Origin of the sequence: Paenibacillus sp. LjRoot56, assembly GCF_964253335.1 — a bacterium.
Classification (GTDB): domain Bacteria; phylum Bacillota; class Bacilli; order Paenibacillales; family NBRC-103111; genus Paenibacillus_E; species Paenibacillus_E allorhizoplanae.
This window is the reverse complement of sequence record NZ_CAXURV020000004.1, coordinates 1204106-1218464: the sequence shown is the minus strand read 5'-3', so window position 1 is coordinate 1218464 and position 14359 is coordinate 1204106. Positions and strand designations below refer to the sequence as shown.

At 48.6% G+C, this 14359-nt stretch carries 3 protein-coding genes; all 3 read left to right on the top strand.

The window, feature by feature from the left end; translation table 11 throughout:
- Positions 1-46 precede the first annotated feature (46 nt).
- The 3 genes from ACSQ8O_RS31280 (at position 47) to ACSQ8O_RS31270 (ending at position 14239) form a co-directional block, all read left to right on the top strand.
- Entirely contained in the window at positions 47-2248 is a 2202-nt protein-coding gene (locus tag ACSQ8O_RS31280; protein WP_436244820.1) for a helix-turn-helix domain-containing protein, read from the top strand.
- A gap of 285 nt (positions 2249-2533) precedes the next feature.
- A complete protein-coding gene (locus ACSQ8O_RS31275; RefSeq protein WP_436244819.1) occupies positions 2534-8383 on the top strand; it encodes a DUF4962 domain-containing protein in 5850 nt (1949 codons plus the stop codon).
- A gap of 99 nt (positions 8384-8482) precedes the next feature.
- Positions 8483-14239 carry a DUF4962 domain-containing protein gene (locus ACSQ8O_RS31270; protein ID WP_436244818.1) on the top strand — a complete coding sequence of 1919 codons (5757 nt, stop codon included), beginning with the start codon at positions 8483-8485 and terminating at the stop codon, positions 14237-14239.
- Positions 14240-14359 lie beyond the last annotated feature (120 nt).

Here is a 14359-nt window from a genome sequence, read left to right as displayed (position 1 = left end):
CGACGATGTAAACACGAATATATCCTGCATAAAAAGTGGGGATTGCATGAAAACCTTACAACCGATTATTTTCATCCGTAACAAGTCCAATTCGCTCTTTATACGGCTAATTGCAGGCTTTCTATGCATCATTCTGCTGCTCGCCTCCCTGATCGTTTACGCAGTCTCGGTGTCCAAACAGAATGTGAGGCAGGAGATCGTTAAGTACAACACGCTGATGCTCGAAAATACGAAGAACAATTATGAAAAGCATTTGGACTTGATCAAAAAGCAGATGTATCTGTTTTTTTACAGTGATGAGGTACAAAGGTTGCGCAGTGCCCCCAATTATAGTCGTTTTCCGGATGTTATTCGGGAAATATCCAGCTTCACAACAAATCCTTACCTATTTATTGATGACATCGTTTTTTATGCCAAACAAGGCGATCTTGTGGTGGAAAAAGGCACGAGTACGAACGCCGAATCGATGTTTCAAGTGTTCTATAAAAGCGAATCGTATCCGCTTGATTTCTGGCGCCGGCAGTTTACGGAATCGTTTGCCAACCGTATGCTGCCTGCTGCGCCAATGACGAATCATATTTTTCGAGACCGTCCTCAACCGCTTGGGGACATGATCCCCCTGCTAATTAAAAACAGTGATGATTTCTATATGATCGTGTTTCTCGATGCTGCTAAAATGTATAAAGCGTTTCACCAAAGCCTTTATAACGATTTAATTATTTATAACCAAGATGGAGAGCCACTATTTAAAAGCACGGCGCAAGAAGCCGCCCTTGCGTTTGACGATCTTAGGCAGGCCGAAGGCAATGATTTTATTCGGGATAGCAAGTACCATTTTACGATGAAAGGCGAAGGCACTGGTTACACCTATCTGTACCGGGTTCCCGTTGAGCGGATTACGAATCAGTCCCGGTTCAGCATTACGGTTGTTGCTATTCTTGCAGCTGCAATTCTGCTCAGTGTAATCTTCTCATTCCTGTTTGCAGCTCGGATTAACAACCCGTTAAAGAAAGTCATCGAATCCTTGCGGCAGATGAACGAACCAACACCATTTAGATCCAACATTAAGGAATTTAATATTATCTCCCATGAAATTCACGGCAGTCAAATGATTCGTAAGCAGCTTTCCTTCATGAACCACTTGAAAGCCATTCGTGGCCACGAGCATGATGTGCATAAGCTTGATTTTGCCGATAAACCTTTCTTTTTTGTTCTTTTTCAAATCCAACCTTCACTCAAGTCGCCATCTTCCAACGCTTCCATGCAACAATGGGCCTATTATATGAAAACGTATATCGACAGCACATTTCAACCAAGTTATCCGGACTCCATGACCTTTCAAATTGAAAAAGATCAAATACTCAGTCTCGTTTTCACAGACAACAAAGCCCAAATCACTGATCTGCTTGGGGCAATGAAGCAAGTTTTTGATCATGATAAAGAGTTCGGGGTCATCACGATCGCCGTAACTTCCGTTTACACCGCATCCACACAGCTGACTTTGGCCTTTGAGGAGGCAGAGGCGCTGCTTGAAGAACGGCTGCTCATGAACGAAACACAGCTTATTCAGGAACGCAGAACGGTGCCGATTTCAATTGGCTTATCTTCTGATCAAGAAAAAGAGCTGGAAACGCAATTACGTGAAGGAAATACGCAGCAGCTTATAGCGCTCTTGGAACGGCTTTTTGCAAGGTGGCGGAGCAAGGCATTAACAGCCTCTACCCTGCAGGGGTTTGCCGACTCCCTTGCAGGTAAAATTCGAAACGCGATCGCGTCCTACCCGATCGACACCGAACGCCTGGCATCTCTTTACGGTAAAGCGGGGGAGCGTATTCAGCAGTGCGGTACAGTGGAGGATCTGGAGCAGCTGATGCTCGAATGGGTGACGCTCTCGTCGGAAGCTGTCCGAGATCAGAAGGAAGAGAAATACCCGGTAACCTCTTTCGTCATGGATTATATTCACGAGCATTTATCGGAAGAAATCTACTTAGATATTCTCGCCGAGAAGCTAAAGATGAGCAGCGGATATTTATCCTCTTACTTCAAAGCCAAGACCGGCAAGAACATCGTGGACTATATCAATGAAACGCGCATTGCGAAAGCGACAGACCTTCTAGCCGATAGCCGAATCAAAATCCATGATGCCGCCAAATCAGTAGGGTATCAGAACATTACATCCTTCAATCGGATGTTCAAGAAATACACTGGCGTTACACCGAGCGAATATCGCAAAAGAACGGATTCCTAAGCAGTGAAGTAGAGAAACGGATTAAGCCACATAGCTGGCTTATCCGTTTTTTCTTCTTTTAAGGGAATGAAAAGATAGGCTGTTTTACGAAAAGTGGCATTTTTTTATGAAGAGTCAAAAAAAGTTGATCATCACAGGTTTCAGTTAATATACGAACCATTTTAGAGGAGGTACGATGATCCTAGTGAAAGGGGGAACAATTTGTAAGCGATTTCATTTCTTCAAGATTCGGCAGAAGGTAAGCTATGTTTGAAGAAGGGGATGATTGAATTGTCGAGGAGTTGCTTGAAGACAAGGCTTGCTTTAGGTATGGTTGTCATTTTACTTACCAGTTTATTTGATTTAACGCCTCTTTTTAACACGAACGTTGCGAAAGCAGCATCGAGTTGGCCGTCAGCTGTCTTAACGGGGCTGAATACACCATTCGCACCGGAGGATCGACTTGTGACCACGCAGAACCCGCCCGATTTTCGTTGGCCATCGGTGCCGGGAGCGGATCAATACGACCTCCAGGTGAGTCAAAGCCCTACTGTAACCAATGTCGTTTATGAGAACGATGCGGTTCGTGTGAACTATTATAATTTTCCTCATACTTTTGAAGCAGGGACTTGGTACTGGCGTGTCCGATATCATACGCAATCGGGAGGGTGGTCGGACTGGAGTCAGATTCGCAGATTCCGTATTGATGCGGATTATGTTCCTTTTATCGTGCCTTCGGTCGATACGCTCTTGAGCCAAGTCGGCAGCCAGCATCCGCGCATTTGGACTAAACCGGAGACGCTTGAATCGTTTAGAAGTTTAGCCCAAACGTCGGGGAAGGCTTTCTATGAAGCCAAGCTAGCCTGGGCTGTAGCCAATATCAATACGGCTTTGCCAAAGGAGCCGACTGCCGTCGACCGTGCCTATTCCGACAATGTCGTCAATGAAATGATGGATATGGCTTTTGTCTATCTCATCTCGAATAATGAAACGGTGGGGAAAAGAGCGATAGATCGTTTACGGGATATAGCGAATTGGAACACGGCAGGGGTAACCAGTTATGCCTCCCACGATCAGATTCACCGCTATATTACGTATAAATCGGCTATGGCGTATGATTGGCTCTACGGCCTTATGAGTCAGGACGATCGCAATAAAGTTAAAGCCATGGTGCTCACTCGAACGAAAACGATGGTTGACGCTCTGACGACTCAGCATCCGATTCCGAAAAATCCATTCGACTCCCATGGGTGGACAGCATACGGGTACATAGGGATCATTGCAACGGCTATGCTTCACGATTTGGATGATGCCGAGCCTTGGTTCCGCTCTGTTGTTCCTTCCTATATCAATTTAATGCCGCCTTGGGGAGGGGAAAATGGGGGATGGGCGCAGGGAACCGGCTACTGGCAGTGGTCCTCTCTGTTTGGCAAAGAATTTATGGATGTACTTCTTGCTGCCACAGGCTTTAATTTATACGATAAGGCCTATTCGCGCAACGAAGGCTTATATCCACTTTATGCGTTTCCAAAAGGCAGCCCGAAAGGTATTTTTGGTGATGGCAGTGAAGATTCGCCTGGTGGTCCAAACGTGTCCAACTACAATCGCCTAGCGCAAATGTATAAGGACCCTCATCTAAAATGGGCGGCTCAAGCCGTCGGAACCAGTATGTATCCTGATTTGAGCAACTATTTTTACGGCGCGTCTGACGTAGAGGCTAAACCGCCGGTTGATATGCCAGATTCCCGTTGGTTTCAGGATATCGGGCTTGTCGCCATGCATGAGAAGCTCTATGATCCGGACAGCGTTTCTCTCTATTTTAAATCAAGTCCTTACGGCAGCTTTAATCACAGTCATGCTGATCAAAATAGCTTTATTATCAACGCATTCGGGGAACCGCTTGCTATTGAGAGCGGATTCTATGATGACTATGATACCGATCACGATAAATATTATGCTAAACAGACGTTGGCTTCTAACGCAATTACGGTTGATGGGAAGTACGGTCAGCCTGTGAATAGTATCGATGCGGATGGCAAAGTGGTGGGCTTCGTGACTCATCCCGACTTTGATGCGGTCAGCGGTGATGCATCCGTCGCATACGCCACTGCGTTGTCCAAAGCTGATCGATCCATTATTTACGTCAGACCGAATATGTTCGTCGTGATTGATAACCTCCAATCCAAGAAAGCGGAGGGGAATGAGTTTGAATGGCGCCTTCATGCCGAAGACGATCTGACCCTTGATGCGGATCAGGCGGGAGCGACCATTTTGAAAGGCGAAGCAGCACTGAAAGTCCGATTCCACGCACCGCAGCAATTGCGCACGGAATACGAGGAACAGTTCCTTGGCGTTGGCGGAATGGAGCTTCAGCCGACAAAGGCCTTCAGCGGAGAACAGCAAAAGCATGCGGCATTCATCACACCTAAAACGGAGAAGGCGACATTTGTTTCGACGTTAGAAGCATACAAGAGGGATTCAGCTCCTCAGAATGTTGTAGCCGAAAACCATGGCGATTATCTGAAACTCGCCTTCGCAGACGGAACAATCGTCTATGTCCGGATGACGGAGACAGCAGGGGAAATCGTTGCGGGTAATATTCGTTTTAACGGAAGCGCCATTGCACTCAAAGACAATTCCATCTTACTCGTCGACGGGACGAAGGTCGTCAAGGACGGCATCACGTTAATCGAAAGCGATCAGAAAGCCACGATTGCCTATGGACGTGATCGTCTGTCCGTTTCAAGTCTTTCCGATACACAAGTCCGCATTCATACAGGGGTCAATAAACTGGTTGATGGCGGCAATGGAAAAGAGATTCCTCGTGGAGGTTCTGCCCCAGAAGCTATGGCGCTGCGCGGCGTGTACTGGGATTCGGAAGGGGGCAATCTGCTTGTTCATACAGAGAGCGGTCAGCGAGACTTTAAGCTGAATCAAGCTCCGGTGCCAAGTCCGCTTCCTGACGTATCGCTGCCTTTGATCATCGACGGCGTATCCAGCACGGTAACACTGCAAGCGTATAGCGACACGTTAGGAGCGGCTGTTGCATGGGGAAATCTGTCCAATTCACCTGGGTTATATGTGGTGGAAGAAGCGCCAAGCGGCCTGTTTTTTGAGCAGCATGGACGGCGTGAAAGTATATACCTTGAAGCCAATGCGGCAGTGATTTTACAAGGTGTTCCCGGACTCCTAAGGTTAAGGAAGGTTCAAACCAATGCGCCTGCCGTTTCTGAGCTGTGGACGGATCCGGACACGAAGCGAAATACGTTGTATATGCAGTGGCTGGAAGCTGAATCGCTAGCAGCCTCTGGCGGGAAAAGCTTTAGCAAATACGCGAACAGACCTTTTCTATCTGGCGGCATCGGCTTAGGGGCTTGGGATCAGCCGGGACAATGGGCGAAGTGGACGATTCAAGTGCCGAAGTCCGGCAAATATGATCTCGTTTTGAAATATGTGGCATGGGATCCTCCTGCAGGGAAGCTGACGGGTCGGCTGGCGATGGTTGGCAACAAACCATACTATTTGGAGGCGCCGACGACGTATGATGCTACGGGAACACCCGACTGGGGAAGAACACCAGAAGTTTGGAGAGGGCTTCGCGTCAAGACCGGTCAGCAGCTGGAAGCTGGACCTGTCGATATCAAGATGTGGCTCACGGGTGGTCCCATGAATCTCGACTGGATTGCCTTAATTGAAGATCAGCCGGATGAAGTGCGACCAACCCCGCCAAGTCATCTTCAAATCACGGCTCGAACGGATTCGACTGCGACCATAAGTTGGACGCCATCAACCGATAATGTAGGGGTTAAGGATTACAGCCTTTATATAAATGGGGTACAGAAGAAGGTTGTACCTCATGGCACCACATCAGAAACCATCACAGGATTGGCACCGGTCACATCGTATTCGATTACCTTAACTTCAACGGATACAAGTGATAATCGTTCCTTGATGAGTGTGCCCCTGGTATTCGCAACATCGGATACGAATGCGCCTGACTGGGGAAGCTCGAGTGCGCTAAAAGCGGAGCATTTATTTGCTTCTACTGCGAGGCTGACTTGGAGCTCAGCAACAGATAACTCGGGCAAAGTAGTTTCCTATTCCATCTATCGGGCAGACGGTACGGTTGCCGGAACGGTTGCTGGGCATCTGAATGCCTATGATGTAGACGGTCTGGTACCGGGAGCTTCTTATACGTTCCGAGTTGAAGCAGCGGATGCGCAAGGAAACCGTACAGTTAACGGTCCTAGCATTACGATTGCAATGCCGGCAACCACGAGCGGCGGTGAGTACTATGAGTCGTTCGACAATATGTCATCTGGAAATTTAGCTGCTCCAAACTGGAAGGTTGACTTGAAAAAAGATTCTACCTCTACGGTAACTGTTGAATCTTCCGCTCCATCCAGCGGTAAGATTCTGCTTGTGAAAGATTCGACGTTCCCGGTGGATAATGAATACGTAGAAGATCCGATCGTGACGAGAAGCAACACGGCGATCAAAGGAAAGGCGGTCTTCGAAACCAGGTTTATGTATAATCGCCTATGCACCGACTCGAATGACAGAATGTGTACACCTATTGGCAACTTCGAACTCAAGCTGGGCAGCTCAGGTTCGGACATTGTACGTTTCTCCGGGTTCTCGGACGGTACTTTCGGCTATTGGAACACGCCATCCACGGCGTTCAAAATCCCTAAGCCGGTAGGTTTCTTTCTCCCTCAGAATCAATGGGTTACACTGCGAGTTGACTTAGATACAGTACTTAAAAAGGTGGACCTAACCGTACAAATGGATGCATTAAAAGGCTATACCGGCATCGTTGATGATTACGGTACACTAAATCGGGCGACGGGTGTTTATAAAGTGAAAGGGATATCTTTCTATACGGAGCCGGTAAAAGAGGGAATCGATTCCTTCCGTTTCAGCGCCAACCGCTTTACGGGCAAATATGCGTTCGATTATGTGACTCTGTACCAACAAGACGCACCGGATCAAACTGCACCTGTGACGACCGCGAGCTTATCGCCTTTACAGCCCGATGGACCAAACGGTACTTACGCGAGTCCAGTTACCGTTACACTTACTGGCAGTGATGACGCATCAGGCGTGGCCAAAACCGAATATAGCTTGGATAACGGGGCCACCTGGCGGACCTATACAGCTCCCGTTACGTTTGACAAGCAAGGCGCCTATTCTTGGCTCTATAAATCAACAGACAAATCAGGGAATATCGAATCCGTTAAGCAGCTTAATTTTACTCTTGCAGCAACTGCTGTCAAGGTTCTGCTAAAAGATAGCACAGGTAATCCGCTCAGCGGAGGTGTCGTCTCTTATTATGACGGTGACTGGAAGCCATTTGGCGTCACAGATGCGTCAGGCTCGGTTAGCAAAGCGCTGCCTGACAAATCCTATGCGTTCGCCATTTCTTACGAGGGCACCCGATTGCAGCTTTCCCAACACACGGGAAGTGATGCCCTTGTCCAGTTCCGAACGGTGAACGTCAAGCTGCTCTTCAAAGATAGCCAAGGCAATCCGCTAAGTGGTGGGGAAGCTAGCTATTATGCAGACGGCTGGCGGCCATTCGGAAGGTCTGCCAACGGTGAAGTCAGCAAGGAATTGCTGCCCGGCACGTATTCGTATGCGATGGCATACGAAGGAACACGTTTGCAATTGCAGCAAAATACTGCCTTGAATCCTATCGTTCTCTTTCAGACCGTGAACGTTAAGCTGCTCCTCAAAGATAGCGAAGGCAATCCGCTTGGCGGAGGGAACGCAAGCTACTATGCGGATGGCTGGCGAACAGTCGGAGCCGTCGTCTACGGAGAAGTCAGCAAGGAACTGCTGCCAGGTACGTATAGCTTTGCGGTGTCCTACGAAGGAACTCGCTTGCAAAAGCAGCAGAATACGGCCGAAGATCCATCCGTACTCTTTCAGACGGCGAGTATCACAGTCCAGCTGAAGGACGCGCAAGGTAACCCGCTTGATGGCGAAGTTTCTTATTATGCAGATGGCTGGCGCACATTTGGAACAACCGTTCTCGGCACAGTGAAAAAGGAGCTTCTGCCCGGCACCTATACGTTTAGCGCAACAGCTAGTGGGATTCGCATAGAGCAGCTTATTGACACGGCAGTAAATCCGACAATTATTATTCAATGGTAAGTTAGTCATTATCCCTAGTAGGAGAAGATTCGCCGGTGCGAGCCGGCGGATCTTCATTTTGAACTTAGCAGCTTAGTTCATACAGAATCTCTTTGACCAATGGAAGAACAGTCGTACGATTCGGCGATGCTTGTCCATTTTTTAACGAAGGGATTGATAACATTGATGTGGTCTTATAAAAAAACATGGAAGCTGCTATTGTTAGTTATTTTTGTCCTTGCTAGTTTTCTCCCCATTTGGCCGATTGGCTCACCTTCCGTTGCCCATGCTGCAGCCGCATGGCCCTCCGATAAAGGTTTGGCTGTGAAGTTTAGCCCAGCAAGTTTGCAGGTAACGAGTCAGAATCCACCTGATTTTCGCTGGCCGGCGGTCCCCAGTGCGGTCAGCTACCATCTGCAGGTTAGCGCCGACGCTGGAATGACGACGATTGCTTTTCAGAACGTCGGCCTCTCTGTAAACTATTATAATTTCCCTGACGAATTTACATCCGGAACTTGGTATTGGCGAGTGAAGTACCAGACACAGACCGGCGAGTGGTCGGAATGGAGCACGATACGAAAGTTCCGAATCGAGACGGATAATGTCGAGTTTCCCGTACCTCCCGTTGCGGATCTCCTAAGCTTAGTTGGCAACGGGCATCCGAGAGTGTGGGCTAAACAAAATTCCTTGGCAGCATTTCGAGCTCTGGCCAATACATCCGGCAAAGCTTTCTATGATGCGAAGGTGATTTCCGTTGCAGGTTTATCCTCAACCGCACCGGATGCACCTACATTAGGGCAAACCGGCCTGAAAGACTACACGTATAAAGTTGTCGATCAAATGCTCGATGCAGCTTTCGTTTATCTCATTGGGCAGGACACGAATGTTGGTGACAAGGCAAAAGCACGCTTGCTCGATATTGCAAGTTGGAGCACAGCGGATAACGGACCGACGGGGTATACAACGAACGATCAGGTACACCGTTATATTGCCTATAGGTCCGCGATTGCTTACGACTGGCTCCAAGGATATTTATCCAATGAGGAAAAAGATACTGTCAAAAACATGATTAAAGCGCGAGCCTCGACGCTAATGACGAAGCTTGCTGGCATTCCCAGCTTGCCATATGATTCCCACGGCTGGACATCATTCGGGTACCTTGGGATTATTTCGGTGGCGATGCTGCATGATCTCCCTGAGGCAGAGACATGGTTTCGATTCGTGGTGCCCGCCTATATCAACATGATGCCGCCATGGGGCGGAGAGCAAGGAGGATGGGGACAGGGAACCGGCTATTGGCAGTGGTCTTCCATGTTTGGTAGGGAGTTTATGGATGTCCTTTTATCTGCAACTGGCTTCGATCTTTACAAAAAAGCGTATTCCCGAAACGAAGGTTTGTATCCCCTCTATGCGTGGCCTAAAGGGAGTCCGAGCGGGATTTTCGGTGACGGTACGCAAGAAACCCCATACGGCCCCAGTGTGTCTGCTTATACTCGGTTAGCTCAAATGAATGATGATCCTCGTCTGCAATGGGCTGCTCAAACGGTTGGAACGGGGATGTACCCTGACTTAAACAACTATTTCTATGGGGATGCAACTGTACCTGTGAAGCCGCCAATCGATCTGCCGGATTCCAAATGGTTTCAGGACATTGGCCTTGTGGCGATGCATTCCAAGCTTTACGATCCGGATGCTGTTTCGCTCTATTTCCGATCCAGTCCCTTTGGCAGCTATAATCATAGCCATGCCGATCAGAACAGCTTCGTACTGAATGCTTTCGGAGAACCGCTTGTGATAGAGAGCGGATACTTCGACGATTACGGCACCCTCCACGACAAAAACTATCTAAAACAAACCTTTTCCTCCAATGCGATTACGATAGATGGTAAATACGGACAGAAAATCAATGATATGGATGCATCCGGGAAAGTGACGGGGTTCGTCACACACCCCGATTTTGATGCGGTTAGCGGTGATGCGACGGATGCCTATAACCGAAATGTCAACGTGATGTCCAAAGCGGGAAGAAGTGTCATCTATGTTAGACCCAATCAATTCGTCGTTATTGATCAACTGCAGTCGGCGAAGTCAGGCGGCAACGAATTTGCTTGGCGACTGCATGCGGAAGACGATCTACAGCTTGACGGCAATACCGGAGCGACGATTCTAAAAGGGGAAGCAGGGCTTAAGGTTCAATTCCACACCCCGCAGACGTTGCGAACGGAGTTCGAGGATAGTTTCCTTGATTTTAATGGAAAAGAAGTGCTGCCAACCAAGGTATATGGCGATGGGCAACAGAAGCATGCGGCGTTCATTGCGCCGAAAGCAGAGCAAACGACGTTCATCGCGACGATGGCAGCGTATAAACGGGAAGCGAGCCCCCCTCAGAACGTGGTTTCGGAAACCTATCCCGATTATACCAAATTAAGCTTTGTGGACGGCACGGTCGTCTATGTACGCATGGCGCAAACAACCGGGGAAGTTAATGTCGACAACTACCGGTTCGACGGAACAGCGATTGCGGTTAAAGGAAACTCGATCCTGCTCGTCGATGGAAAGAAGGTCGTCAAAAAAGGTGTTAACGGGGGAAGTGACGTCACGCTTATCGATAGCGATCAGACAGCTACCGTGGTATATGGCCAGAATCGCATTTCCGTATCAAGTCTTTCCCCAGAATCGCTAGTAGCCGTCAACACGGCAGGTCTCGCTATCACCACGCTGCAAGATGTAAATACCGGTGAAGTGCTTACGACTGGCGGCACACAAGCTGTGAATATGGCCAATCACGGCGTCCATTGGACGCAGACGGGAAGTGTACTGAATATTCGCGTTGAAAAAGGACAGCGGGATTTCCTAATCAATCCGGTCCAACCTGGTACGCCGACTAACGTTACGTTGGATACACTCATTGACGGAGTTGCTAATCAAGTCGTGCTCCAGACAGGCACGGACTTGTCGGGGGCGACCGTGGCTTGGGGGAAATTGACCAATGCCGCAGGGTTGTACAAGGTCGAAGAAATCCCATCGGGATTGCTTTTCGATCAGCACGGACACTCGCGCAGCGTCTATCTCGAAGCTAATGCAGCGGTCATTTTGCAAGGTGTTGCAAGTCGATTGAAATTGAAGAAGATCGGACTTGCGACACCATCGAATACCGAACAGTGGAGCAATCCTGACTTGAATAAGCAGAATTTATATTTCTCTACGCAGGAAGCGGAAACCTACAGTGTATCTGGCGGCAAGAATCTCGGCAAGCTTTCGCAATCCTTCTTGTCCGGTGGAGCTGGAATCGAGAAATGGGATACGGCAGGGCAATGGGTGAAGTGGACGATTCAGGCACCGCGAGCCGGGAACTATGATCTTCTCCTGAAATATACCGCAGAATGGACGGGGCCTTCGGGTGCGCAAGCAGGGCGATTAGCTATGGTTGGAGATCAACCCTACTATTTTGCGGCACCGAAAACGATTGGGGACGGAAGCAATAGCTCGCACTGGCAGGGGCTTCGCGTGAAGACCGGGCAACAGCTGCCGGCTGGTCCCGTGGATGTGATGATGTGGCATGCCAGCGGTAAGATGAATCTGGATTGGGTCGGGCTGATCGAAGTCAAGTCGGATGAGGTTCGACCGTCTAAACCGAGTCAGCTGCAAGTGGTTTCCCAGTTGGGAGGTACAGCAGCAACTGTCAGCTGGACACCTTCAACTGATAATGCCCCGAGCGGAGTGAGCACGTATAAGCTCTATGTGAATGGCGTGCAAAACCAGATCGTGCCAAACAATCCGAGTACAGTGCCCATGACCGCGACAATTTCGGGATTGACGCCTGGAGCAACGTACACGATTACTGCGAATGCGGTAGATACGAGCGGCAATGTCTCGCTAGAGAGCGATCCACTCACTTTTACATCAGTTGATTCGAAAGCACCGGTATGGGACTCCACTTCCTCTTTGTGGATGGATCACCTCTTCCCGACGACAGCGAGATTAAAGTGGAAACCGGCAGCTGACGATTCCGGCAAGGTAGCGACATACAGCATTGCCGTCAAAGGAGAGGGAGAATCCGATTTTCATCTCGCAGTAACGGTTACAGGACAATTTACCGCGTACGAACTATTAAATCTTACACCTGGCGTCACCTATACGTTCAAGGTTCAGGCAGCGGATGCGCAAGGAAATGTGTCCGTTAACGGACCGATAGCACGGATCCGAATGCCGGATACTACGATAACCAGCGGCGCGTATTATGACGATTTCGATCACTTGGGTGTAGGCACAACACCATCCAGTCCATGGTCAATTACGACGAATAACGGGGCGACGGTCACGATTCTGCCAACACCGGATACGGGCTCGGGGAATGTTCTGAAAGTAACCGATATCTCCAGTAATAGTTCAACAACAGATGCTTTCATCTTAAGAGCGAATACGGGTTTAAGCGGGGAGGTCTCGTTCCAAACTCGCTTCATGTATAAGAAACAAAGCACGGATAATGGTAATTTCGAGCTAAAACTTGGAGATAACACGAAAGATGTCATCAGATTCGTCTATTTTTCCGACGGAACCTTAGGTTATTTTAAAGATGGCTCCACTAATGTCAGGATCCCCAAAGTTTTCACGAACTTTAAGCTGCCGTTAGATCAATGGGTGACACTGCGCTTCGACCTAAACACGAACACAGATCGGTATTCGATTAGTCTGCAAGCAGATGCATTTAAGGGATATACATCCTCACCGGATGATACAGGCACCATGGATACGGTAAATGGGATTTATCGCGTGAACGACCTTTCCTTCTATAATAATGCGAATGCTTCCGTCATTGAGAAATTTGTGTTTTTCGTGCAGGGCTATACGGGAGATTACCTGTTTGATTACGTCACGATGCATCCAACTTCAAGCGATACGACAGCACCTGTATGGCAACCGACGGATGCAGTAAGAGCCGTCAAGCTGTTTTCCAATGCCGCAAGACTGGAGTGGGATCAGGCATCGGACAATTCCGGGTATGTGTCAACCTATCACATCTATCGGAAAGAGGCTACGCAAACCGACTTCGTCCGAGTAGGGACTGTCACTGGTGATGTGTATCGCTATGATGTAACCAATTTACATCCGGGGAACTATACGTTTCAAATTCGAGCCTCAGATTGGAAAGGGAATGAATCGCTCACGGGACCCCAAAAGGACGTCACTTTGCCTAGTTCTAGCGCTAGCGGAGCGTACTATGAAGCGTTTGACGATCGGAGTATCGGAAATCTGACAACAGGTGGCAATTGGGATGTGTATAACGCCTCCGCAGAGACTTCGGTTCAAATCGTCCCTTCTCCGGATGCCAGTGGGAACGCGTTGTGGGTCAGAGATCATCTCAGTCTATCGGCAGATGACTACTCAGGAAGCCCGCGCATAACGAGATCGAACGCAGGACTAAGTGGCAAAGTTACATTTGAAACGCGATTCATGTATAAAAAGAAGGATGATTTGTTCGGCAACTTTGAGCTTAGGTTGTACGGATCTGGAACGGAGGCCGTCAGGTTTACCTATTACTCGGATGGAACCTTCGGATATTGGAATGGGACGACTGGCTATAAGATTCCAAAGCCATCCGATTTTAAGCTGCCAAACGATCAATGGATCACACTCCGGATCGAGATGGATACAGCCCTGAAAACATATACGCTTGCCATGCAGGCGGATGCGTTCAAGGGATATATCCCAAGTTCGCAGGACACAGGCACGGTAAATCCAACAACGGGCGAATACACCGTTAGCAACGTCCATTTCTCGACGAATACGGTTATACCATCGATCGATATGTTTCGATTTACCACGCAGCGATATAAGAGTGAGTTTCTGTTCGATTATGTAGCCATGTACCCGTAACGTCCGGAAATTATGTTCCTGGGGGTGTATAAGCTTTTTTGCAGAAGATGGTATTATTATTAGAAAAGCGGAAAGTAGTTGCAACTTGTTCGGTTCTGCTGATTTACCTCATGTGAAATG

Bases quoted from the DNA above. Each gene is read 5' to 3' on its own strand.
- ACSQ8O_RS31280 (WP_436244820.1), top strand. From the start codon at position 47: ATGAAAACCTTACAACCGATTATTTTCATCCGTAACAAGTCCAATTCG.
- ACSQ8O_RS31270 (WP_436244818.1), top strand. From the start codon at position 8,483: ATGGAAGAACAGTCGTACGATTCGGCGATGCTTGTCCATTTTTTAACG.